Origin of the sequence: Billgrantia antri (assembly GCF_017868935.1) — a bacterium.
Classification (GTDB): domain Bacteria; phylum Pseudomonadota; class Gammaproteobacteria; order Pseudomonadales; family Halomonadaceae; genus Halomonas; species Halomonas antri.
Genome location: NZ_CP053383.1, coordinates 2155003 through 2178154, shown reverse-complemented (window position 1 = coordinate 2178154; position 23152 = coordinate 2155003). Strand labels below are relative to the sequence as shown.

Sequence of the window (23152 nt, the reverse complement as noted above, 5' to 3'; positions counted from 1 at the left end):
TTCTGGAGACTCCCATGTCACTTCTCGAAGTCAACAACCTCGACGTGCGCTTCGCCCTGCGCCGCGGCGACGTCCAGGCGCTGCGCGACGTCTGCTTCAGCCTCGATCGCGGCGAGCGGCTCGGCATCGTGGGCGAATCCGGTGCCGGCAAGTCGGTGGCGGCGTTCAGTCTGCTCAACCTGATTTCCAAGCCCGGCTACATCGCCGGCGGCAGCATTCGCTTCGACGATCAGGAACTCACCGGACTCAGTGATCGTGCGCTGCGCCGGATCCGTGGACATCGCATCTCGATGATCTTTCAGGATCCGATGATGACGCTCAATCCGGTGCTCACCATCGGCGAGCAGATGATCGAGTGCCTCAAGGCGCATCGCCGCATCGCCCGTCGCGAAGCCAGAGCCATCGCCCTGCGCAAGCTCGAACAGGTACAGATCCCCTCGCCCGAGGCACGCCTGGAACAGTACCCTCACGAACTCTCCGGCGGCATGCGGCAACGGGTCATCATCGCCATCGCCTTGCTCCTCGATCCTGACATCATCATCGCCGACGAGCCCACCACGGCACTCGACGTCACCATCCAGGCCGAGATCATGGCGCTTCTGCTGGAGCTGTGCGAGAAGCACAATGTCGGCTTGATTCTGATCACGCACGACCTGGGCGTCGTCAGCCAGGTGACCCAGCGCATGCTGGTGATGTATGCCGGCCGGGTGATCGAGCAGGGTCCTACCCGTGAAATCATCAACGACCCCCAACATCCCTACACTCAAGGGCTGATGAACGCACTGCCGCAGATGGCCACGCCGGGCGAGAGACTCAACCAGATTCCCGGCAGCATGCCCTCGCTCGACAACCTGCCGAGCGGCTGCGCCTTCCATCCACGCTGCGCCTTCACCCAGCGTCCCGACGGCAGCGAACGTCCCGCCTGCCGTTCCCGAGTCCCCGAGTTCGTCACCTCCGGCAACTGCCAAGCGGCCTGCCACATGGTTGCCGAGATGATCGAACGCGAACGCATACCGGCCGAGGAGACTACCCGATGACGGCGACAGCAATCGCACCCTCCCACGAGGCGCCGGCCACCGACGCCGATCGATCGCTGCTGGAGATCCGCGGCCTCGAGAAACGCTTCTCGCTTTCCGGCGACTTCCTCGAGCAGCTAAAGTTCAAGGGCGGCAAGCTGGTGCGCGAGCAGAAATACGTGCATGCCATCAACGGCATCGACCTGGATATCCAGCGCGGCGAAGCGCTGTGCGTGGTCGGCGAATCCGGGTGTGGCAAGTCCACCGTGGCGCGCATCGTAATGGGGCTGATTCACCCTTCCGGTGGCGAGATCCGCTACGACGGTAAGCGCATCGACGACCTGTCGACCAAGGCGTTGATGCCTTACCGCCGACGCATGCAGATGATTTTTCAGAACCCCTATGCGTCGCTCAACCCGCGCATGACCATCCAGCAGACCCTGGAGGAGCCGATCCGTCTGCACCATCCCGACTGGAATCGCCAGCAGGTGGCGGACAAGGTCGCCGAGGTGATGCATTCGGTAGGCATCGCGCCTGACTGGGGTACTCGCTACGGTCATGAGTTCTCCGGCGGCCAGCGACAACGCATCGCCATCGCCCGCGCGCTGGCCGTGGACCCGGAATTCATCGTCGCCGACGAGCCGATCTCGGCGCTCGATGTCTCGATCCAGGCTCAGGTACTCAACCTGTTGATGGACGCCCAGCAGCAACGCAATCTGACCTATCTGTTCATCACCCACGACCTTGCCGTTGTGGAGCACTTCGGTACCCGTGTGGCGGTGATGTACCTGGGGCGGGTTTGCGAGGTGGCGCCCACGGCCACGCTGTTCGCCACACCGCGTCATCCCTATACCCGCGCGCTACTTTCGGCGATTCCGCGGCTCGAGGATGACCGCCCCCAGCACATCCGTCTCGAAGGGGAAGTGCCCACGCCGGTCAACCTGCCTTCCGGGTGTGTCTTCCACGGCCGCTGCCCGCATGCCAACGCGCGCTGCCGCGAGGAGGTGCCGGCGCTGATCGCTCGCGATGGCGGCGGGCGCGTCGCCTGCCACGCCATCGAAGAGGGACGTCTCGTCTGAGACGCTGCGATGATGCCTCTGGCTACACTGTGAGTGTGCTACTCGTCCTGTCTCGGGAGACAACATGGAACTACGCTGGCTGGAAGACTTCATCGCCCTGGCCCGCACGCGCCACTTTTCGCGTGCCGCCGAGCAGCAGAACGTCACCCAGCCGACCTTCTCGCGACGCATCAAACTGCTCGAGGAGGAGATGGGCACGACCCTGATCAACCGCCAGACGCTGCCGCTGTCGCTGACACCTGCCGGCGAAGAGTTTCTGGGACTTTGCCACGATATCACCCAGCGGGTCGCAGAGAGCCGTCGGCGCTTGATTCAGCTCGCTGAACAGCAGGCCGGGCGTATTCGTCTGGCCGCGCCGCAGAGCCTGCTCGCCCACTTCATGCCGGAGTGGCTCGACCAGTGGCCGGTACCGCCGCCGTTGACGCCCTACCTGCGCGCCACCAGCTGGTTGGTCGACGACTACTTTCGTGCATTGTCACGCGAAGAATGCGACCTGGTGCTGTGCTACTGGCCGCAGACGCCCTGTGGCATCGAGCCCGACACGGAAGGGTTCGTCTTCCATCGGCTCGGCGAGGAGCGCCTGGTTCCCGTCTCGCTGCCCCAAACGGATGGACGGCCGCGCTTCGCACTGGACGATGGCGCCCGGCTGCCGCTGATCGCCTATCATCCGCGCGGCTTGTTCGATGCCATGATTCGCAGCCACCTCGCCCAGCTCGGCGAGACGCCGGATTTCAGCATTCTCAACGAGAGCATTCAGAGCAACAATATTCGCGAACTGGTCAGCCTGGGCTATGGCCTGGGCTGGCTACCCGGGCGCAGTGTGCGCGAGGCGCTCGCCGCCGGCTCGCTGGTCGCGGCCGGTGGTGAACGCTGGCAGATCCCGCTGGAGATCCGCCTCTACCGCCGTGCCGAGAGCAGGCACTCAGCGGTGGCCGCCTTCTGGGAGAACCTTTCGCCAGGCGTAACCGCCTGACTTTCCGAACCGGAGTGAATCATGACCCCTGACCTTGATGCCCTACAGGTGCATCACTTCGATGCGCTCGAGAATCGCTACGCCGAAGTGCTCACTGCCCAGGGCTACGACCGGCTATTGATCTACAGCGGTCGACCGACTCGCCACTTCGGCGATGATCAGGACGCCAGCTTCTGCAGCTATGGCCACTTCCAGCACTGGACGGGTCAGTCCCAACTGACGCATAGCTGGCTGCTGGTCCAGCCCGGCCGGCGCCCCGTCTGTTATCTGCATGCCCCCGACGATTTCTGGCATCTGCCGGCGCAGCTCCCCAATGAAGCCTGGACCGCAAGGCTCGAGGTGATTACCGGCCGCTACGATGAGGCGCCCCCCATTGCCGCTGGCGGCCGCCTTGCCGTGATCGGCGATGTATCCGCCGCGACGTCTGCCGCACTCGGTGCGGAACTCAACCCAGCCGCCCTGCTCACCGCGCTGGACGAAGGCCGTGTACGCAAGTCCGATTACGAGATCGCCTGCCTGAGCGAGGCCAATCGCAAGGCCGTTCTGGGCCATCGTGCCGCACGGGACGCGTTCCTGGCCGGCGGCAGCGAATTCGACATACACCTGGCCTACCTCCAGGCCTCGCGACAGCGCGAAGGCGAACTTCCCTATGGCAACATCGTCGGTATCGGCTCCCATGCCGCAGTGCTGCACTACCAGCATTACGACACGCAAGCGCCCTGCGAGCGCTACAGCCTGCTGGTGGATGCGGGCCACCGCTATCGCGGCTATTGCGCCGATATCACCCGTACCTGGCCGGGTGCCGAAGCCGATCCGCTCTTCGCCGACCTGCTCGCAGGCATGCACGAGATCAAGCAACGCCTTGTCTCAGAGGTCGCGCCCGGCGTCGCTTTCATCGAGCTGCACGAGCGTATGCATCGCCTGCTCGGCGAGCTACTGGTGGAGAGCGAACTGGTCCGGGGCTCCTCGGAAGCTGCCATCGAAAGCGGTACCACGCGTGCCTTCTGCCCTCATGGGCTCGGCCATCTGCTCGGTATCCAGGTTCACGACGTGGCCGGACGCACGGCGCGCGATGGCTCCCCCCTGCCACCACCGGCCGACCACCCTGCCCTGCGACTGACACGGGAACTGGAAGCGGGAATGGCGGTCACCATAGAACCGGGGCTATATGTCATTCCCATGCTGCTCGAACCGCTCAAGTCAGGTCCCACGGCGAGGCACCTGAACTGGCCCATGATCGAGCGGCTGGCCCCCCATGGCGGCATTCGGATCGAAGACAACGTGATCGTCACGGCCGATGCCGGCAGGAACCTGACAGTCGAAATCGAGTGATCCCATGCGTGCACGGTGGCAGCAGACCGGTTTCGTCCCCCCGCGCGGATTGGCCAATCCGCACGTGCAAACCTTACTGCCTCGCCTATTGCCTCGGCCACGGCTGACGCGCACCCATGAGGTTCTCGAGCTGCCCGATGGCGACTTCGTGGAACTCAACTGGATCCTGCCCGCCCCAGCAAGTCCGCAGGCGCCACTCTTCGTGTTGTTCCATGGTCTTGAAGGCTCGTTCCAGTCGCCCTATGCCCGCTGGCTGCTGGCAACGGCCAGCGGCATGGGCTGGCGTTCGCTGTTGATGCATTTTCGCGGCTGCGGCAACCAGCCTAATCGACTGCCGCGCGCCTACCATAGCGGCGATACTGCCGATGCCTACTGGCTGATAAGCGAACTGTCGCGGCGCTACCCCAAGGCCTTGAAAGTGGCTGCCGGCGTCTCGCTGGGTGGCAATATGCTGCTCAAGCTCGTGGCCGAGCAGGGCGGCGACGGCCTCGACCTGGCCGGTGCCATCATCGTCAGTGCCCCGCTCGACCTCGCCGCCAGCGCTGAAAGACTGCATCAAGGGTTTTCGCGGGTCTACGAGCGTCATCTGCTGAACGCGCTGAAGCGGAAAGTCGCACCGCGTCTGGCACGTGGCGAGCTACCTCTGTCGCTGGAGAGTCGCGAGCTGGCGCGGATCGATAGCCTGCGCGGCTATGACGATGCCGTCACCGCGCCCCTGCATGGCTTCCGTGATGCCGCCGATTACTACCATCGCGCTTCCGCCGGACGCCTGCTCGGCAACGTCGCACTCCCCACCCTGATCCTGCATGCCGACGACGATCCTTTCATGCCCGCCGCCCTTTTTGAACGGCTCCCCAAGCCAGCCGACGCGGTGCGCCTGGAGATCGCCCGCCATGGCGGGCATGTCGGGTTCGTCGAGCGATGTGGCCAGCGCCTTCGCCCCTGGCTGGCACAGCGGCTGGCCCATGAACTCGCCTGTTGGACCGGTACCGGTGCTGCCTGGCAGTCGGCGATGGATCGCCACCTCAGCCGATCGGACAACTGACCCCGGTGCCACGCAAGCCACAGTAGCCGTTCGGATTCTTGTGCAGGTACTGCTGGTGGTACTCCTCTGCCAGGTAGAAGGCATCGAGCGGCGCCAACTCCGTGGTGATACGACCACGCCCGGCCTGGTCCAGCGAGTGCTGGTAAATGTCGCGGCTGCGCTGCGCGGCGGCGAGCTGTGCCTCGCTAGTGGCATAGATCGCCGAACGGTACTGAGTGCCGATATCGTTGCCCTGGCGCATGCCCTGGGTCGGATCATGAGCCTCCCAGAACACCCTGAGCAAGGTCTCGACATCCACCTGGCGAGGATCGAAGACCACCCTGACCACTTCAGCGTGGCCGGTACGCCCGCTGCAGGTCTCCTCGTAGGTGGGGTTGGGTGTCACGCCGCCGGCATAGCCCACCGCCGTGACGTGCACCCCCGGCAACTGCCAGAACAGGCGCTCGGCGCCCCAGAAGCAGCCGAGACCGAAGACGATCGTCTCGTAGCCCTCGGGAAACGGTGGCAGCATCGAGCGGCCGTTGACGGCGTGCACGCCCGAGACACGCATCGGCGTGTCTCGCCCCGGCAGGGCGTGGGAAGGCTCGGCGTTCATGACGAATCTCCTTGAACGGGTCCGGATCGCCGCCCGACGAGAGTGCCCGGGCGGCCGATCATGGTGACTCGTCGATCTTGGGCGGCTTGCCCGGCCGGGTGAAGATATACATCAGGTCCACGGCCTGAGCGGCGCCCGAGACGGCCTGGACATACAGGTTACGCCACAAGGTGTAGCGCAGCGTCAGTTCGGCGATCGGCGAGAAGATACCGACACCATAGCTGACGCGCAGGTCCTCTGTCAGGTAGCCGCTGACCACCACCTGGCTCTCGTCGCCGACCCCGGTGGTTTCCAGTGCCAGGTCGTCGATACCGAACGCCTGCCCGATCGCCCCGACGGCGCCCCCGGTACGGCCCAGGGTGAGTCCGACCAGTGCCGAGGTCAGCGCACCATCGGCATCGCCGTCTCGCGGTGCACGCCCGCGCAGCAGGTAGGAGAGCGCTCGCGCTTCGTCCATCGCCGGTTCGGAGAAGATCGTCAGGGTCGGCTCGGCGGCAAAGCCGGTCACGCGAAGGCCGGCGATGACGCCATCCTCGGTGACATCGGGATTGCGAATCGCCTCGAAGTCGAGCAAAGGCTGCTCGGGGGCGCCACTGAACAACAGCTGGCCTTGACGGATCAGCAGGTCCTGGCCAAAAGCACGGAAACGACCGTCGACCAGATTGACCTCGCCGAACAGCTGCACCGGACCGTCCTGCTGGCGCACCTGCAGGGTCCCGGCCAACTCCGTCTCGAGTCCCGATGCGGCGAGCCGCATGTCCGGTCCCAGGTGCAGCTCGAGGCGCACGTCAAGCTGCATGCCCGCTTCACGCAAGGCAACGGCAGCCGCTTCGTCGTCACCCGCCGCCGGTGTCAGTTCGCCACTTCGTTGGGCGCGTGCCTCGTCGCGGCGGGTGATGATGATCTCGTCAGGGCTGGGGCTGACGGCTGCCGGCGGGGCTTCGCCGATCTCCAGCCGCGCCCAGGGCACCTGGACGTCGCCGCGCACTCGGAGCGATTGAGGATCGATGCGTACGGTGATGTCCGGGGCGATCCGCAAGCGGCCGAACTGAGGCAGGTTTACCAGCAATGGGCGCCGGGTGCCGTTCAGGTCTACGGCGATCCGCCACTCGTCGAGAGATGGCCAACTGGCGCTACCATCGATTACCAGGCGCCCCTCATCGGCATTCACATATCCCATGAGCCGTGCGCTGTCGCCGTCGAACTCGATGCGGATGCGCCCATCCTCGACGATCAGCGGCACGTCGAGGCCCGAGGCCTGCAACCCGGTGAGTTCGAGCGCCCCGTCCAGGCTCGGATTGTCGCGACTCCCCGATATTCCGACTCTCCCGCTGACGTCACCCTCCAGCGTATCGAGCCCCTGCGCCAGGGTGCGATAACGCGACAGGTCGAGCCCGTCGAGCACCAAGGTGCCATCCAGCTCGCCGCTGCCCAGCGGGTCGTCGAGGCCGATATCCAGGTCGAGTCGACCGGCATCGCCAAGCGTCAGGTCGAGATTGAGCGCCGTTCGTGCCTGGCTGGCATCCAGCGTCACGTCGAGTCGCGTATCGGGCATCGACCAGGGCTGTCCGTAGATATCCACCCCTTCCAGATCCAGCTCGCCGACAAGATCTGCTTCGAGGTTCCACTGCTGCCCGCCCTGGCGCCACTGCGCGCGGAGATCCAGCTCGCTCGAACCACCGGCACGCCAATCCTCGGGTAGCCACTCGTCGAGCATTTCCATGGGCAGATCACGCACCGTCAGGGCCAGTTGTCCCTGGTCGGCGCTTGCCTGCAAGCTCTCCTCCAGGCAGATTCGACCGCCCTGCTCGCGACGCAGGCAGAATGGCTGCACCTGGGCCCGTCCGTCGGCCAGGTCGGCAGTGAATTGGATCGCTTCGTCGAGCCGCATGTCGCCATACTGCGTATCGATCTCCAGCGGAGCGATGCGGCCTTCGTAGCGCTGGCGTTCGGTGGACAAGCCGCCCTCGAGAGTCAGCTCCGCCCGCGAAAGCGGCATGTCGCGACCGGCCAGCGCCGTCAGGTTTGCCCGGTGCGATGACAGTCGACCGCTCAGGTCGAGACCCACCTCGGTCAAGTGCTGTCCCCCCGCATCGAGACGCTGGATATCCAACCTCAGGTCGAGCTCGGGATCGTCGAGCCCCTGTATGCTACCCGATAGCGCCAGCGCCTCGGCCCGATTGTCGGCGAAAGCGAGTTCGCGGCCTTCCAGGTCGAGTTCCAGGCGCGGCCTCTCGGGAGAGCCACCGGTGCGGAAACGCCCTGTCAGGCTGCCACCCAACTCATCGTGCAGGCTGCCCAGCTCGGTCAGCGAGATGTCGCCACTCAGGTCCATGCGCTGATCGGAAATGGCGCCACTTGCGGTGATACGGTTTTCCCCCTGGCGAAAATCAAACTCCTCTACCTGCCACTGCATGTCGCTGTTCCCGGCCAGGCGCGCGCGCAGCGAAAGCGGCAGGTCTTGCAGTTCTCCATCGACGGACAGGCGTGGCACACGTAGCTGCCAGCCACCGGGCGTCTGGCGGAAGGCGACGTCGATATTGCCGCTCAGCCGCCCTTCCGTGGCATCGGTGAACTGACCGGGATCGACATTGTCGAGGCGTGCCGTCGCCTCGACGTCGAGCCCATCAAGCCACTCGACCCTTCCCCGGCTGACCACCGAGGCATCCCCGAGACTCACTGACAACGGCGTCCAGGCGAAGTGCTCGAAGTCGCCGCTGCCCGACAAGGCCACCTGCGTCAGGGGGATATCAGGCCCTTCCAGGCGCATCGACAGGGCCGCGCTGTAATTCACCAGGCTGCCGGACAGACGCAGGTCGAGATCCTCGACGACATAGGGCTCGGCCACCGTTTCCTCTTGATCGGCATGTGCCGTCGCCATGGGTAACGGCCATTGCAGGAGCTCACTCTGCAAGGAAGCTTCGAAGGGTAGGCTGGGGGCCAGAACGTCGGCTCGGGCAGAAAGGTTGGCGTCGACCGGCCCGCGGGCGGTGAGCTCGGCATTCAGCTCGGCCAAGCTTCCGTTGAGCCTCAGGTCGAGTCGCTGACCGGCCAGCTCAGGCATCAATTCCGGCAGCCACAGAGCCGCCTCGAACTGCGCTTCGAGCGGGTAATCGCCGCGCATTATCACGCGAGCGGAGAGGCTCGCCTCGACGTCGCGGCTGTCCACGTCCAGTGTCACGATCTCGACCTCATGGCCACGTGCCTCAAGGGCGAGATCAAGAGTGCGTATTTCGTAGTCGAGCGGCCCGCTCACTTCGATTCCGTCGAGGTGGATACGCGGCGCCGAAATCGCCAGGGGCAGCTCGACCTCAGGCAATGCCAGACGCTCGCGCTCGTCGAACGGTACGCCGGGTTCCCCCGAGCCGCCGGTCGGTGCCTGCACCGCCTCGGCTGCCGCCAGGGCCTGTTCGCTCAACACATCGCTGCCCTGCATCGGGTCCAGAGCTAACCTGGCGGCACCGGACGGTGGAATGTCGACCCGCAACTGCTGGAGGCGTGTCGGCAGCAGCTGCAGCCGATTACCCTCGGCCTCGAGGCCGGTATGCAAGACCTCCCAGGTGATACGTGTACCGTCCGCCAGTTTCAGCTCGACGTCCTGCACTTCGAGTTCGGGCGCCGAAATATCGAGGGGGAAGCGAAACGCGGACGGCGCGATCTCCTGCGGAACCTCGTCCAGCGCCTCGAGCGCGGGGCGTGAGAGCGTCTCTTCCGGCCCCTCTGCCGCGATGGTGTCGTCTTCTCCACCGGCCGGCAACGTAACGCGAAGGCCCTCGGCGCGGGACGTTTCCAGCCGCAGCCGGGACTCCTCGGCCCGGGCTGCCGTGCTCATCTCATCCAGGACGATCCGCGTACCGTCGGCCAGCCGCAGTTGCGTGTCATCCAGGACTAGCTCTCGAACCTCCAGGGGAAACGGCAGGCGAATCGGGGCACTTGACGCCGGCTCCGATGGCGGTTCGTCACGCGCCTCCTGCTCATGCAGCAGCACGCGACCGCCCTGCATCGCCAGACGCTCCACGCACAGCCTACCGCTCAGCAGACAGTCGTCCGCCCAGGCCAGCTCCAACCTCTCGGCGGCGATCTCGGCGGGGCCGGCCTCGATCCGGAATCCGTGCAGCACCAGGCGATCCAACGGCGCCCCCTCGACGCTCTCCAGCTGGTAGAAGCCGCGCTTGGCCCCCTCCTCGAGCAGGAGGCCAGCGCCCCAGGGGGACAGTGCAAGACCGAGTACGAGGATCACGATGCCGATCGCCAGCACAGGCAGCACGATCAGAAGCTTCAGAAAGGCAAGGATCAATGACCGCATCTTAGAATTCCGGGCCGATGGCGAAGTGGAGTCGCCACGAGTTTTCCTCGTCATCGAAGGGGTGGGCGATGTCGAAACGCACCGGCCCGACGGGAGATATCCATCTCACGCCCAGGCCGGCGCCGGTGTTGAGCTGCTCGGGCCACCAGTCATCGAAGGCATCGCCACTGTCGACGAAGGCCGCACCCCACCAGTTGCCGGTCACGCGGCGCTGGACCTCGAGGCTTCCGGCGAGCATTTGCTGGCCGCCGCGCAGCAATCCCTCCTCATTGCGCGGCGCCAGGGTCTCGTAGCCGTACCCGCGTACCGAGCGGTCACCACCGGTGAAGAAACGTAGCGAAGGCGGTATCTGGGAAAAATCATCGGTCTCGATGGCTCCCAGGGCCAACCGGGTAACGAAGCGCAAGTCATCTCCCAGCATGCGTATCCATTCGGTGTTACCGGTCATACGCAGGAAGTCGGCGTCCGAGCCCCAGGCCGTATCGGAATACTCCAGCGTGATGCGCTGACGGTCGCCCCAGGTAGGAAAGCGCGGATCACGGGTACGGGTCCGCGACCAGCTCACCCCCGGGTAGTAAAGAAAGACACTCTCGTCCTCTCCACCCTGGGTGAAGTCCTCGTAAGTGGCCCGCATGAACAGGGTCTGCACCCAGCGGTTGTCGAACTCCCAGCGCCGCGCCAACTCGACGGTCGCCTCATTGGATTGCGTATCTTCGTTGTCGCGATGCCGCAGCCCGTACTGGAAGCGATATTGGTCGCGCAGTGGATCGTCCAGTGGCAGGAGGTAGGTACCGCTGAATTGCTGCTCCGGCTGGGAGAGGAAAAGATCATGCTCCAGGCTGTGCCCGTAGCGATTGATCCATGGCTGGTTCCAGCCGAACTGCAGTCGCGGCCCGACATCGGTGGCGTAGCCGATGCCGGTCTCGAAGTGGTGACGGTCGGCGGGGGCCAGCACCACGTCGATCGGCATGCTGGGTCGCGCCGGTACATGCAGACGCGAGACGGCAGCCAGCGCCAGGGCGGAAAGGCGGGGGCTATCCGTCATTGCCGTACGTGACGACGGTACCCGCGGCAGCGCGGCGTCGCCCTCGGTCTCCACCACGTTCCACCAGCCCAGGGTCGGAGGCGCAAGGGCCAGTTCACGTCGGGCATCGAGCCGGGGGCGCACACTGACCGAGCTGAACCAGTTGGTCTGGCCCAGTCGCTGGGCGTAGAGCGCTACCTGACCAGCCCGGTAGGGCTGGCCAGGCTCGAAGGGCGCCAGGTTGCGTAGCCGGTCCTTGACGATATGGCTACCGCGAATCGTGACGTCCCCAAAGGCATAGCGCTGGCCGCTGTCGAGGGTGAGGTAGAGCCTGGCACTCTCGGCAAAGGGGCGCACCTCCATGCGCCGATCGGTGAAGGACCAGTCGAAGTAACCGCGCTCGAGGGCAAGACCGGCCAGCCGACTGCGCATGCGATCCCACGGCGCATGCAACAACGGGTCGCCCTCTGCCAAAGGGAAGGCATCCACGGTATCGCGAAAGGGGGCGTCGTCGGCCGCCTCGCCCTCGAGGCGAATATCGAGCACTTCGATGACCACCTGGGGGCCAGGCTCGATGGAGAGGCTGACGTAACGCGGCGGCTCCTCCTCATCGAGCCGCGAACGCACGCGTGGCTCGTAGTATCCATAGACGCGCATGGCCTCGCGAGTGCGCCGCACGACTTCGCCTTCCAGACGACGGCGGTCGTACTGGACGGCCTCCAGATCACCGAGGTAGTAGCGGACGTTGTCGGCGACATCGCCTTCCAGTCCGTCGATACGTGCCTCGAGTGCCAGCGCTCCTTGCGCCATGCCGAGACACAGGGCCGCCGCCCCCATGCGTGAGATCACGCCTCTTCCCATATTCACGGCTTCCCGACTTGACTCCTGCCTGCCCACGGCGGGGCCTGGCAGATTATTGCAGGGCTTCCAGCCCTGCGCTGAGTGACAGCTGCTCCTGGCGCAGCTCGCGCAACTCGGTCTCCATCGACGTCAAGCGGCTGCGCAGGCTTGCAACGGCCTGAGCGGCGTCGTCACGCTGCGCGACTGCTTCCAGCTCGGCCGCCAGATCGTCGATACGCCGCTCCAGTGCGACCTCGCGAGCCTGCCAGCGCTCATCGAGCGCCGCGATCTCATCCTCGAGCAGTTGCTGGAAGTGCTCATCCACGGTCGCGAGCCGCTCATCGAGTGATGCTCGCACGCTCTGCTGGCGCTCTGCCAGTGCCTCCTGCTGGTCCTGCCACTCGGCGATGCGCTGGGTCTGGCGCTCGTTGACTGCGGCCACTGTCTCGATCCTTGCCTCCAGAGTCTCGCGGCCCTCCGCGCCGGCGCGTTCCAACGAGTCGAGGGACGTGCGCACCGCCATAAGCAGCGCTTCCCGGGTCTCGGCCTCCTCGGCGAACCGCTCGAGCCTGGCCGACACCTCATCCACGCGCTCATCGAGCGCCTCGAACCGGGAAGCCTCCCCTTCGCTGACCTGCTGAACCTCAACCTCGAGACCCGCCATGCGAGCCACCATCGATTCGGCGTGCTCCTCCGTGGAAGAGAGCCGCGACTCGATGGTCTCGAGCCGGTCGCCACGCCCCTCCTCAGCGTCGAAGCGAGCATGAACGTTGGACATCTCGGCGGAAACCTGTTGCAGCTGGGCATTCAGGCGTTCACGCTCCTGCCAGCCCAGCCACGATACCGCGAGCAGCGCGGCAAGCAGCAGCAGCACGGCAAACTTCAGCGGCCACAAACGTGGGGGCGGCGTTGTAGGGCGGCGCGGCCTTGTCAGGCTGGAATCCGGATCGGGCACGATGGGACGTCGCTCGGAGGGACGCGCTTCGGGCATGTCATACTCCTTGTGGGCAGATGCGGCAGGCGCCTGCCTATTGTAAGCAGGTCAAGCACCTGCGCGCACACCACTGCCTCAACGCCTCGTCGACCGCTCTTGGGCATCCGCGCGACGACCGATGCCGCGATAGGTCAGCCCCCAGCTCGCCACATGGCTGGGGTCATAGATATTGCGCCCGTCCAGCAGCAGACGTTCGCGCAACAACTTGGCGAGGCGCGGCCAGTCCGGGTTCCAATAGTGCTTCCACTCGGTGACCAGCATCAGGGCATCGGCCCCGTCACACGCGGTATAGGGATCGCCATCGAACAGCGACAATAGCGGGTGATCGCCTACAGAGGCGCGTAATGCCGGGGTTGCTGCCGGATCGTGAAGCCGCACCCGCACCCCCTGGGCCCAGAGCGCCTCGAGCAGCGTGAGCACCGGAGCATGGTCGATGCGTGCCGAGCCCGGCTTGAAGGCCGCTCCCCAGATTGCCAGGGTGCGCCCTTCGAGCTGACCGTGGAAGTGTGTCCAGAGCTTGCGGAACAGTGTCTCCTTCTTCTGCTCGTTGATATCCAGCACCTGCTCCAGCAGTGCCGAGTGGCGCCCGCTGGCTTCCTGCACGTCGGCGAGGCGCATCAGGTCACGAGAGAAGTGAGGTCCACCGAAGCCGCAGCCGGGGTAGAGATACTCATAGCCGATACGAGAATCCGCCCCCATCCCCTGGCGCACGTACTCAACGTCGACCCCCAGGCTGTCGGCCAGCCCCGCGATCTCGTTCATGTAGCTGATTCGCGTGGCGAGCATACCGATGGTGGCCAGCTTGGTCAGCTCGGCGGCCCGGCGCGGCATTAGCTGGATCACGTCGCGGCGACGGTTGAAGGCTCGTAGCACTTCACGCACCTGGGCCTCGGCCTGCTCGTCATCACAGCCCAACAGCCAGCGGCCGGGCCGGGTGAAGCTGGCCCAGGCGCGCCCCTCCTCGATCATGTCCACGAGCGCCACCGCCCGCCGTCCGTTGCCGCCGAGCCGTGCTTCCAGCCGCTCGGTCTCGCCCACCGGGAAAGTGGAGTTGTTAACCAGTATCAATGGACCTTGCTGGCGTCCGGCAGTCTCGGCTACCAGCTCATCGGCCTCCTCACGCTGCTCCGGTGACAGGGCAAGCCAGAGAATGTCGATGCCCTGTGACGTGGCCTCGTCTGCACCGTTGGCCAGAGTCAGGGTACCCTGCTCGAATCCCTCCTCGAGGCGATCGAGCAGGTCGGGTTCCCGCCGCAGCCAGTCGGTCGCCTGAAGTGCCGGCCAGCGCATGGTGGCATGAGGCACCCAATGAACCTGATGGCCCACCCAGGAGAGTGCGGCAGCGGCCGTCGCCGCCGCCAGCTCACTGCCATGTATCTGTATCCGCATGAGACTTACTCCGCCTGGCTATAGCGGGCGAGCAGCTCGCGGAAACCCTCGCCGAAACGGGGATGACGGCGACCGTAGACCAGGGTGGCCTCGAGGTAACCCAGCTGGTGGCCGCAGTCGTAGGTCTTGCCGCGCATGCGCCAGGCGTCGACACCGTCACGCTGGCGCAGGGTCTCGATGGCATCGGTCAATTGGATCTCGTCGCCTGCGCCCGGCGGCGTCTCGGCCAACAGCGGGAAAATGCTTCCCGGCAGCGCGTAGCGGCCGATCACGGCAAGGTTGGAAGGCGCCTCCTCGCGGGCGGGCTTCTCCACCACGCCTGCCAGTGGGCAGGCCTTGCCGGCAGTCGGCGCCTCGCCCTCGGGGCTCACGATGCCGTACTTGTGCACGTTCTCCCAGGGCACTTCCTCGACCATCAGCTGAGAGCGCCCTGTCGCTTCGTAGGCGTCGAGCATGCCGGCGAGATCGTTTTGCGACAGCCCCTCATCGTCGACCAGCACGTCGGGCAGCAGTACCGCAAAGGGCTCGTCGTCGCCAATGACGGGACGAGCGCAGAGCACGGCGTGCCCCAACCCCAGCGGCTCGTGCTGACGTACGCTGATGATGTTGACGTCGGCGGGCACGATGGCGCGCAGCTCGTCGAGGAGCTCCTGCTTGTTCTTGGCCTCGAGCGTGGCTTCGAGCTCGTAGTGGGTGTCGAAGTGGTTCTCGATGGCGCTCTTGCTGGCATGGGTCACCAGCACGATGTCACGGATACCGGCCTTTACCGCCTCATTGACCACGTACTGGATCACGGGACGGTCGACGATGGTGATCATCTCCTTGGGAATCGCCTTCGAAGCCGGCAGGCAACGGGTGCCGAATCCGGCCACGGGTAATACGGCCTTGCGGATCATGGGTGCCTTCCTTGTCAGTTGGTGGATGAATGCTCGGTGAATGAACTTCCCGGGCCGGTCCTTGATTCCGTCATGGGAAAGCCCGGGCAGCAACGGGTACAATGTGCATGATACCGAAGGTAAAGAATGTTGCCAGGGTGCCGGACCAATTGACACGGAGAGACCACATGAGCGCTACCCTCCACCACAACGTCGACCGGGGCGAGATCGCCAAGTTCGAGGCCCTGGCCAGCCGCTGGTGGGACCCGCACAGCGAGTTCAAGCCGCTGCACGATATCAATCCGCTGCGCCTGGATTTCATTGATGCACGCTGCGGCCTGGCCGACCGCAAGGTGCTCGACGTGGGCTGCGGCGGTGGCATTCTGGCCGAGGCCATGGCGCACCGCGGCGCTCGAGTCACCGGCATTGACATGGGTGAAGCGCCGCTTGGCGTGGCGCGTCTGCATGCACGGGAGAGCGGGGTCGAGGTCGAGTACCGCCAAGCCAGTGCCGAAGCGATGGCCGCCGAGCACCCGGGCGAATTCGATGTGGTCACCTGCTTGGAGATGCTCGAGCACGTGCCCGATCCCGGCTCGGTCATCCAGGCCTGTGCGACACTGGTCAAGCCTGGCGGCCACCTGTTCTTCTCGACCATCAACCGCAACCCCAAGGCTTACGCCCTGGCCATCGTCGGCGCCGAGTACCTGCTGCGGATGCTGCCCCGCGGCACCCACGAGTACCGCAAGTTCATCCGCCCTTCCGAACTGGCCGGGTGGTGTCGCGAACACGGGTTAGCGGTGCGCGAGCAGAGCGGCTTGGTCTACAACCCGATTACGCGCCGTTATCGTCTTTCGACGAGCGATGTCTCGGTCAACTACATGATGCATTGCCGCCGGGAGCCGGCATGACGCCTTTGCCGCGCGCACTGCTGTTCGACCTCGACGGTACCCTGGTGGATACCGCACCCGATCTGGCTCGAGCCACCAATGCCCTGCGCGCCCACCATGGTCTCGAGCCACTGCCCTACCCGCTGATCCGTGCCCAGGTTTCCAACGGCGGCAGCGCTCTGGTCGCCCTCGCGCTGGGGTTGGACAAGACGCACCGGGACCATGACGCGGCGCGCCAGTTCCTGCTCGACGCCTACGGTCAATCTGTGGCGGAAGAGAGCTGCCTGTTCCCCCACCTCGACCAGTTGCTGGCAAGCTGGGAAATGGAGAGCCGTCCCTGGGGCATCGTCACCAACAAGCCCCGCGCCTATGCAGCCCCGCTCGTCGAGGCACTCGGCCTGGCGCCTGGCGCGCTGCTCTGCGCCGACGACCTGCCCCAGCGCAAGCCGGCTCCGGAGCCGCTATGGGCGGCCGCCGAGCGACTGGACGTGCCAGCATCGCAGTGCTGGTATATTGGCGACCATGTGCGCGACATGCAGGCGGCACGCGCCGCCGGCATGGTCGCCGTCGCCGTCGGCTACGGCTACATCGAGGAGGGAGACGACTACCTTGAGTGGCCGGCAGACCTGTGGTTCGAGACCTGCGAAGCCCTAGTGGAAGCGCTGCTTCAGCCTGCCTGAGTTACCAGGCAGACTGCAGTCAAACCAGCATCCAGACAGGCAGCAACCGCCAAGCTAGCGCAAATAGGCGAGCGGGATGAAGCGCCAGGCGCCCGAAGCACAGCAATCCGAGCGTATGGGGTTATACGTGAGGAATGCGAGCATTCGGGCAACGCAGCGATTCGCCCGCGCAGCCATTTGTCACTTAGGCTGGGCGTCGAAACGCTGGCCGTTATGTCCCCTGCTCTCCGGCCCCATCAGCCATAAGTATGTCGGCATGATCGCCTCCGGCGTACGCAGCGTATTCGGATCCTCACCCGGGTAGGCGGTGACACGCATCGCGGTACGAGTGGCGCCGGGATTGAGCGAGTTGACGCGTAGCGTACCCAGATGCTCGACTTCGTCGGCCAGGACCTCCATGAAGCCTTCGGTGGCGAACTTCGACACTGCATAGGCCCCCCAGAAGGCGCGACCCTTGCGTCCGACGCTGGACGACGTGAACACCACCGAGGCATCGGGCGAGGCCTGCAGTAACGGCAGCAACGCCTGTGTCATCCAGATAGGTCCGTTGATATTGACCTGCATCACCTGGTCCCACAGTTCCGGATTGTACTGCTCGAACGGCGTTATGCGACCCAACAGCCCCGCATTGTGCAGGATACCGTCGAGACGGCCGAACTCCCGGTCCAGGGTCTCGGCCATGTCGTGGTAGTCCTTGTGCGTGGCACCCTCGAAATTGAGCGGAAAGATGGCCGGCTGCGGCCCGCCGGCAGCCTCGATTTCATCGTAGACCTTCTCCAGCTTGGCGATGGTGCGGCCCAGCAGGATCACGGTGGCACCGTGTCGGGCAAAGGTCAGGGCAGCCGCCCGACCGATGCCATCGCCGGCCCCTGTCACGAGGATGATGCGTTCGGCAAGCAGGTCGGCGGGTGCCACATAGTCGATCTTGCAGGTCATCTTGACTCCTTGGGCGAGGCCAATCCGTTACAGGGACTGACGCAGAAAATCGTTGGCAAGCCCCGCCGCACTGGAATCGGGGTAGTCGTCACGCACGCGTTCGAGCAGGCCGCGGCTCTCCTCGAGTTCACCCTGGCGCGCCTTGATCAGGCCAAGCTTGTAGAGCGCATCGGGCACCTTGCTGCTCTGCGGAAAGTTATCGATGACCTGGCGGAATGCGGCTTCTGCCTGTTCCAGGTCGGCTTCCGCCGAGTGCAGTTCACCCAGCCAGTAATAGCCGTTGGCGGTCAGGCTGGTATCGGGGTAATCGGCAACGAAGGCCTCGAAGGCCCGAATGGCTTCGGCGAACTCCCGCGACTGGACACGAGCGAAGGCGGCCTGGTAGGCGGCCTGAGCATCGGCGCTGTTGCCGCTCGGTGAAGGCGTCTGGGCAACCTGTCTGGCCGACTCCTCGTCGACAGGTGGATTGGCTTCGATGCCGGCGCTGCCAGCCATCAATCGCTCGTCGAGATCGATATATTGCTGGCGGGTCTGGTTGCGCAGCTGCTCGAGCTGGTGACGCAGCTCCTCGATCTGGCCACGTAGCTGCTGGATTTCCCGCTGGTGTTCCTGCAGCTGGTTGTACATCACCAGACTGCCGCCGGCCTCTTCGCGCACCTCGGCCTGCTCGAGGAATCCCCGAGGCTGTGCAGTACGGTCTTCGACGATCGGGCGTTGCTGGGCTTCGACAAGGCTCATGACGGACAGCGGGAGCACCAGGGCTCCCGCGCCGCACAGCCTTTTCAGACTGTGTCTCATGCTTCACTCCATTGGGCGCTTACGCGCCAGTTCGCTCAGTAGGCAAACACGACGCGACGGTTCTGTGCGTGGGCATCTTCGCTGGCGCCGCGTGCGGCCAGACGCTCTTCACCATAGCTGACCACCTCGAACTGGGACGGTGAGACGCCTTGCACCTCGAGGAAGCGCTTCACCGCGTTGGCACGACGCTCACCCAGCGCCAGGTTGTACTCACGTGTGCCGCGCTCGTCGGTGTGGCCCTGGAGAACGACGCGAGCATTGCCGTTCGAGCGCAGGTAACGCGCATGCGATACCAGTACCGACTCGAACTCGGGACGGATGCTGTCACGGTCGTAATCGAAATAGATGGTACGGACTTCCGGAATGCGGCCATCAGCCTGCTGGCCAGAACGGTCGCCGCTGATGCCGGAGCCGCTGACCTGCCCTGAACCCGCCGTACCGGTGCCGACACCGCCGTTGGCACCCGTACCCGAGCCATCCATGGAACCGTCACGGCTACCACCGGTGCTCGAACAGCCGGCCACCAGAGCCAGAGACAGGGCGATCGCCAGGATTCTGGCATGCGACTTGAATTGCATCGTCTAACTCCTCAAAGGATCGAATGACACGTACCATCAGTTCAAGAACGGCGACCATGCGGGCTCCCGCACGTCACCTTGTGCCGAAGGCAACCGGTAGGACGCTCGTCCATCGGCCGATACGGCTCCCAACTCCCCGCTTGTACCCTGCTGGGTGGCGAAGATTACCATGGTCCCGTTGGGTGCAACACTGGGCGATTCCGCCAAACGGGTATCCGTGAGTCCGACCAGGCGCCCCGAATCCAGATCCTGCCTTGCCACCTGGAATCCGCTATTGCCGCGATGGATCATGAACAGGGTCTTTCCGTCCGGGGAGAAGCGACCGCGGGCATTGTAGTTGCCGGTAAAGGTCAGCCGCTCCGCCTCCCCGCTGCCGAAGCTGTAGCGGTAGATCTGCGGTCCGCCACTGCGATCCGAAGTGAACAGCAGGCTGCGTCCGTCAGGTGCCCAGTCCGGCTCGGTATCGATGCTCGAATTGTTGGTAATGCGCTCGAGGTTGCGTGACCCCACGTCCATCACGTAAATGTCAGGCTGGCCATCCTTGGACAGGGTCATGGCCAGGCGCCGTCCATCGGGCGACCAGGCAGGCGCGCCATTGATGCCCTCGAACGACGTCAACCTGGCTCGTTGCCCCGTGTTCACGTCCTGCACGTAGATCGCTGGCCGTTCGGTCTCGAAGGAGACGTAGGCCAGACGGCGGCCGTCCGGCGACCAGGCAGGCGAGAGGATCGGTTCGCGCGAATTCAGCACCTGTTGGCTGTTGTGCCCATCGGCATCGGCCACGTAGAGGGTGAACTGTGCGTCGTCACCGGTACCCTGGGCAGTGACATAGGCTATGCGGGTAGAGAAGGCCCCGCGGATGCCGGTAATGGCCTCGAATATCTGGTCGCTGACGAAGTGAGCGACGGCACGCAGTTCATTGGCCCTGCCGGTGACGTTCTCGCCGAGCAAGCGGCGCTGGCCGCTGACGTCCATCAGCTCATAGCGAATACGGTAGCCCTCCGCACCACGACTGACCTGACCCACGACCATGTAGCGCACGTCGAGCGCACTCCACTGGCCGTAACGCACCTGATCGCTGGAGCTGGGTCGATCAAACATCGCTTCTCGAGGCAGTGGCTCGAAGAAGCCACTGCGCTGCAGATCCTCACTGATGATCTGGGCCACGTCCTCGGGCAGCTCCTCCCCGTCGGTCGCAAACGGCACGACGGCGATAGGGGTGGCCTGATCGCTGCCACGGGTGATCTCGATGGTCAGGTCGGACTGTGCTTGGGCGAGCGCGCCGAACATCAGCAGCGCGGCAGCCAGCCAGGTGGTCATCAGAGCTTTCATCAGCGTACATCTCCCGGTGTGAAACGCAGATTGAACTGTCGAAAATCACGCTGCGCCGTTGGCGGCAGTTGGCGCAGTTCATTGAACGGTGAGGCGGCTTCCACTGCCTGGATGGCGGAGCGGTCGAAGCTGCTGTCTCCGCTACTCTGACTAATGGTAGCGCCAAACAACTCCCCCGAGGGCCCGAGCTGGACCTGAACCGTTGCCGAAAGCCCGCCACTGGCTCCGGGCGGAATCACCCAGGCCTGCTCCACCGCGCGGCGCACCAGGTTGATGAAGCTGTTCGCCGCCTCCTGGCCCTGGCGGGCATTGGCGACCGCATCCGACTCGCCCTCGATGGCCCGGTCGAGCCCCTGGGATGCGGCCTCGGCAGCACGTCGCGCCTCCTCCTCACGCTGGCGGCGGGCTTCCTCCTCGCGGCGACGCTGCTCCTCGGCCTCGCGCTGACGCTGAGCTTCCTCCTCGCGGCGACGCTGTTCCTCGGCTTCGCGCTGGCGCTGGGCTTCCTCCTCGCGGCGACGCTGCTCCTCGGCCTCACGCTGGCGCCGGGCTTCCTCTTCGGCACGACGCTGTTCCTCGGCTTCGCGCTGGCGCTGGGCTTCCTCCTCGCGGCGCCGCTGTTCCTCGGCCTCACGCTGTCGCTGGGCCTCTTCCTCACGGCGACGCTGTTCCTCGGCTTCCCGCTGACGTTGCGCCTCGGCCTCCTGCTGGCGACGCGCCTCCTCTTCGGCACGCTGCTGCGCCTCGAGTTGGCGCTGCCGCTCGGCTTCGGCCGCCGCCTCCTTCTGGCGCTGCCGCTCGGCCTCCTGCTCTTCGCGCTGACGCGCCAGGCGTTCGGCTTCTTCGGCACGTCGTTGCGCTTCCGCCTCGGCAGTCTCGCGGGCCTCCTGCAGACGGCGAGCCTCCTCCTCTCGCTCCGCCTGCTCTTGCTCGGCCTGGCGGGCTTGCTCCTCGGCCGCCTGGCGCTCGGCTTCCTCGCGTGCCTGCTCCTCGGCCTCGGCCTGACGTGCCGCTTCCTCCTGACGAGCCTGCTCCTCGGCCTGGCGGGCCTCGGCGCGCGCACGTGCCTCCTCGGCACGCTGGGCCTGGTCGGTGGTGGTCTCGGTGCTGACCAGCGTCGCCTGGACGATCGAGCTCGTCTCGGGCTCCGGCTGGCGTTGGGGCAGGCTCACCGTGCTGATCACCACGACCAGCACGTGAAGGCCAATGGCCAGCAGCGCGGGCACGCCATAGCCGACGCGCCCGTTATTCCGGGGGGCGGAGCCCCTCTGACGTCGGGCCATCACGTCTCCTACCTTCCTGATCAAGGGGCTCCTAATCACGCGGCGGCGGCTCGGAAATCAACCCGACATTGGCCACACCGGCCACCTGCAGGGTGCTCATCAGGTTCACGATTTCGCCATAGGGCACGAAACGATCGCCACGCACCATGACCGGCGTTCCTGGCTGACGATCTAGCAGGATGATCACGCGATCGGCCAGCTCATCGAGCTCCACATTGGCCTCCTCGCCGCCGATCGAGAGGAAATACCCTCCTTCGCGATCCACCGACACGATGATCGGCTCACGCTCTTCCTGGGTCTCGATCGGCTCGGACGTGACCTGAGGCAGCTCGACCTGTACCCCTTGGGTCAGCATCGGGGCGGTGATCATGAAGATCACTAGCAGCACGAGCATGACGTCGATGAAGGGAACGACGTTGATCTCGCCCATCGGCTTGCGGCGCCCACTACGGTTGAACGGTCCATGCATGTCGCGACTCCTTCAGGCAGCGCCGGCTTCGCTGCGACCCTGCAGGTTGCGATGCAGGATGGAGTGGAATTCCTCGGCAAAGTCCTCGTACTTGCCCAGCATGCGATCGGACTCGGATGAGAGGCGGTTGTAGAAGATGACCGCAGGAATGGCGGCGAAAAGCCCCATCGCGGTGGCAATGAGCGCCTCGGCGATCCACGGCGCTACGGTAGCCAGCGTGGCCTGCTGAGCCATGGAGAGCGACTGGAATGAGCCCATGATGCCCCACACGGTGCCAAACAGGCCGATATAGGGACTTGCCGAGGCCACCGTGGCCAGGAACACCAGATGCAGGGTCAGTCGCTCCTCCTCTCGCGACCAAGCCACGCGCATGCTGCGCTGAACCCCGTCGAGAATGGCTTCGGCACTCTTGGTCTTGGCCATCAGACGATTGAACTCGCGAAAGCCGGCACGAAAGACATGCTCGGCGCCTTGGGTCTCCTGCTCCGACGGTGTCTCGCGGTAAAGCTCGTTGAGGTCGACTCCCGACCAGAAGCGCTCTTCGAAGGACTGGTGGGCCCGGCGTGCCCGACGCATCACGAAGGTGCGCTGGAAGATCACCACCCAGGAGAGAATCGAACCTATCACCAGGATCAGCATGACCAGCTGCACCACGGTGCTGGCGCTCATGATCAGGTGCGGTATGGACATTGAGTCGTTCACGGGCTTCCTCGCTGATCTT

The 23152-nt window shown here is 65.2% G+C and carries 20 protein-coding genes; 7 read left to right on the top strand and 13 right to left on the bottom strand.

What is annotated here, in order from left to right:
- Positions 1-14 precede the first annotated feature (14 nt).
- The 5 genes from HNO53_RS10155 (at position 15) to HNO53_RS10135 (ending at position 5445) form a co-directional block, all read left to right on the top strand.
- Positions 15-1037, top strand: a complete 1023-nt coding sequence (locus tag HNO53_RS10155) for an ABC transporter ATP-binding protein (RefSeq protein WP_209478313.1) — start codon at positions 15-17, stop codon at positions 1035-1037.
- The gene (locus HNO53_RS10150) at positions 1034-2095 is read left to right on the top strand and encodes an ABC transporter ATP-binding protein (protein WP_209478312.1); all 1062 of its coding nucleotides are present in this window, start codon (positions 1034-1036) and stop codon (positions 2093-2095) included. Before HNO53_RS10155 ends, HNO53_RS10150 begins: the two co-directional genes overlap by 4 nt.
- A 64-nt stretch (positions 2096-2159) precedes the next feature.
- Positions 2160-3068 (top strand): LysR family transcriptional regulator, encoded by a 909-nt coding sequence (locus HNO53_RS10145; protein WP_209478310.1) that lies wholly within the window; start codon positions 2160-2162, stop codon positions 3066-3068.
- A 21-nt stretch (positions 3069-3089) separates the two neighbouring features.
- Positions 3090-4400, top strand: coding sequence for a Xaa-Pro dipeptidase (gene pepQ, locus HNO53_RS10140; RefSeq protein ID WP_209478308.1), 1311 nt, complete (start codon positions 3090-3092; stop codon positions 4398-4400).
- Between the two features lie 4 nt (positions 4401-4404).
- On the top strand, positions 4405-5445 hold the full coding sequence (locus tag HNO53_RS10135; protein WP_209478306.1) for a hydrolase: 1041 nt from the start codon (positions 4405-4407) through the stop codon (positions 5443-5445).
- Here HNO53_RS10135 and msrA read toward each other — a convergent pair.
- From msrA to galU, 6 genes are all read right to left on the bottom strand, one after another.
- On the bottom strand, positions 5426-6040 hold the full coding sequence (msrA, locus tag HNO53_RS10130; RefSeq protein WP_209478304.1) for a peptide-methionine (S)-S-oxide reductase MsrA: 615 nt from the start codon (positions 6038-6040) through the stop codon (positions 5426-5428). The genes HNO53_RS10135 and msrA overlap by 20 nt on opposite strands.
- Positions 6041-6098: 58 nt before the next feature.
- On the bottom strand, positions 6099-10346 hold the full coding sequence (gene tamB / locus HNO53_RS10125; RefSeq protein ID WP_209478302.1) for an autotransporter assembly complex protein TamB: 4248 nt from the start codon (positions 10344-10346) through the stop codon (positions 6099-6101).
- Position 10347: 1 nt separating this feature from the next.
- Positions 10348-12231: an autotransporter assembly complex protein TamA gene (gene tamA, locus HNO53_RS10120; protein ID WP_420827860.1), complete on the bottom strand. Its 1884-nt coding sequence runs from the start codon at positions 12229-12231 to the stop codon at positions 10348-10350.
- Between the two features lie 52 nt (positions 12232-12283).
- Complete coding sequence (locus HNO53_RS10115) at positions 12284-13201, bottom strand: coiled-coil domain-containing protein (protein ID WP_209478300.1); 918 nt, start codon at positions 13199-13201, stop codon at positions 12284-12286.
- A 78-nt stretch (positions 13202-13279) separates the two neighbouring features.
- A complete protein-coding gene (locus HNO53_RS10110; RefSeq protein WP_209478298.1) occupies positions 13280-14593 on the bottom strand; it encodes a UDP-glucose/GDP-mannose dehydrogenase family protein in 1314 nt (437 codons plus the stop codon).
- Between the two features lie 5 nt (positions 14594-14598).
- On the bottom strand, positions 14599-15489 hold the full coding sequence (gene galU / locus HNO53_RS10105; protein WP_209478295.1) for a UTP--glucose-1-phosphate uridylyltransferase GalU: 891 nt from the start codon (positions 15487-15489) through the stop codon (positions 14599-14601).
- A 167-nt stretch (positions 15490-15656) separates the two neighbouring features.
- On the opposite strand from galU, the gene ubiG reads away from it, so the two are divergent.
- Both ubiG and HNO53_RS10095 read left to right on the top strand, forming a co-directional pair.
- Complete coding sequence (gene ubiG, locus HNO53_RS10100) at positions 15657-16376, top strand: bifunctional 2-polyprenyl-6-hydroxyphenol methylase/3-demethylubiquinol 3-O-methyltransferase UbiG (RefSeq protein WP_209478293.1); 720 nt, start codon at positions 15657-15659, stop codon at positions 16374-16376.
- The gene (locus tag HNO53_RS10095) at positions 16373-17035 is read left to right on the top strand and encodes an HAD-IA family hydrolase (protein ID WP_209478291.1); all 663 of its coding nucleotides are present in this window, start codon (positions 16373-16375) and stop codon (positions 17033-17035) included. The genes ubiG and HNO53_RS10095 overlap by 4 nt, the downstream gene beginning before the upstream one ends.
- A gap of 180 nt (positions 17036-17215) precedes the next feature.
- On the opposite strand, the gene HNO53_RS10090 is transcribed toward HNO53_RS10095, so the two are convergent.
- From HNO53_RS10090 to tolQ, 7 genes are read right to left on the bottom strand one after another with little or no spacing between them, the layout of a single operon-like run.
- The gene (locus HNO53_RS10090) at positions 17216-17971 is read right to left on the bottom strand and encodes a YciK family oxidoreductase (RefSeq protein ID WP_209478289.1); all 756 of its coding nucleotides are present in this window, start codon (positions 17969-17971) and stop codon (positions 17216-17218) included.
- A 27-nt stretch (positions 17972-17998) separates the two neighbouring features.
- Positions 17999-18769 (bottom strand): tol-pal system protein YbgF, encoded by a 771-nt coding sequence (gene ybgF / locus HNO53_RS10085; protein ID WP_209478287.1) that lies wholly within the window; start codon positions 18767-18769, stop codon positions 17999-18001.
- Between the two features lie 35 nt (positions 18770-18804).
- Positions 18805-19347: a peptidoglycan-associated lipoprotein Pal gene (pal, locus tag HNO53_RS10080; protein ID WP_209478285.1), complete on the bottom strand. Its 543-nt coding sequence runs from the start codon at positions 19345-19347 to the stop codon at positions 18805-18807.
- A 36-nt stretch (positions 19348-19383) separates the two neighbouring features.
- Entirely contained in the window at positions 19384-20679 is a 1296-nt protein-coding gene (tolB, locus tag HNO53_RS10075; RefSeq protein ID WP_209478283.1) for a Tol-Pal system beta propeller repeat protein TolB, read from the bottom strand.
- Positions 20679-21962, bottom strand: coding sequence for a cell envelope integrity protein TolA (tolA, locus tag HNO53_RS10070; protein ID WP_209478281.1), 1284 nt, complete (start codon positions 21960-21962; stop codon positions 20679-20681). Before tolA ends, tolB begins: the two co-directional genes overlap by 1 nt.
- Positions 21963-21993: 31 nt before the next feature.
- A complete protein-coding gene (gene tolR, locus HNO53_RS10065; RefSeq protein WP_209478279.1) occupies positions 21994-22431 on the bottom strand; it encodes a protein TolR in 438 nt (145 codons plus the stop codon).
- Positions 22432-22443: 12 nt separating this feature from the next.
- Positions 22444-23133, bottom strand: a complete 690-nt coding sequence (gene tolQ / locus HNO53_RS10060; RefSeq protein WP_242597604.1) for a protein TolQ — start codon at positions 23131-23133, stop codon at positions 22444-22446.
- Between the last annotated feature and the right edge of the window lie 19 nt (positions 23134-23152).

Coding starts and splice junctions, on each gene's coding strand:
- HNO53_RS10155 (WP_209478313.1), top strand. CDS start 15: ATGTCACTTCTCGAAGTCAACAACCTCGACGTGCGCTTCGCCCTGCGC.
- HNO53_RS10150 (WP_209478312.1), top strand. CDS start 1,034: ATGACGGCGACAGCAATCGCACCCTCCCACGAGGCGCCGGCCACCGAC.
- HNO53_RS10145 (WP_209478310.1), top strand. CDS start 2,160: ATGGAACTACGCTGGCTGGAAGACTTCATCGCCCTGGCCCGCACGCGC.
- pepQ (WP_209478308.1), top strand. CDS start 3,090: ATGACCCCTGACCTTGATGCCCTACAGGTGCATCACTTCGATGCGCTC.
- HNO53_RS10135 (WP_209478306.1), top strand. CDS start 4,405: ATGCGTGCACGGTGGCAGCAGACCGGTTTCGTCCCCCCGCGCGGATTG.
- msrA (WP_209478304.1), bottom strand. CDS start 6,040: ATGAACGCCGAGCCTTCCCACGCCCTGCCGGGGCGAGACACGCCGATG.
- tamB (WP_209478302.1), bottom strand. CDS start 10,346: ATGCGGTCATTGATCCTTGCCTTTCTGAAGCTTCTGATCGTGCTGCCT.
- tamA (WP_420827860.1), bottom strand. CDS start 12,231: ATGGGAAGAGGCGTGATCTCACGCATGGGGGCGGCGGCCCTGTGTCTC.
- HNO53_RS10115 (WP_209478300.1), bottom strand. CDS start 13,201: ATGCCCGAAGCGCGTCCCTCCGAGCGACGTCCCATCGTGCCCGATCCG.
- HNO53_RS10110 (WP_209478298.1), bottom strand. CDS start 14,593: ATGCGGATACAGATACATGGCAGTGAGCTGGCGGCGGCGACGGCCGCT.
- galU (WP_209478295.1), bottom strand. CDS start 15,489: ATGATCCGCAAGGCCGTATTACCCGTGGCCGGATTCGGCACCCGTTGC.
- ubiG (WP_209478293.1), top strand. CDS start 15,657: ATGAGCGCTACCCTCCACCACAACGTCGACCGGGGCGAGATCGCCAAG.
- HNO53_RS10095 (WP_209478291.1), top strand. CDS start 16,373: ATGACGCCTTTGCCGCGCGCACTGCTGTTCGACCTCGACGGTACCCTG.
- HNO53_RS10090 (WP_209478289.1), bottom strand. CDS start 17,971: ATGACCTGCAAGATCGACTATGTGGCACCCGCCGACCTGCTTGCCGAA.
- ybgF (WP_209478287.1), bottom strand. CDS start 18,769: ATGAGACACAGTCTGAAAAGGCTGTGCGGCGCGGGAGCCCTGGTGCTC.
- pal (WP_209478285.1), bottom strand. CDS start 19,347: ATGCAATTCAAGTCGCATGCCAGAATCCTGGCGATCGCCCTGTCTCTG.
- tolB (WP_209478283.1), bottom strand. CDS start 20,679: ATGAAAGCTCTGATGACCACCTGGCTGGCTGCCGCGCTGCTGATGTTC.
- tolA (WP_209478281.1), bottom strand. CDS start 21,962: ATGGCCCGACGTCAGAGGGGCTCCGCCCCCCGGAATAACGGGCGCGTC.
- tolR (WP_209478279.1), bottom strand. CDS start 22,431: ATGCATGGACCGTTCAACCGTAGTGGGCGCCGCAAGCCGATGGGCGAG.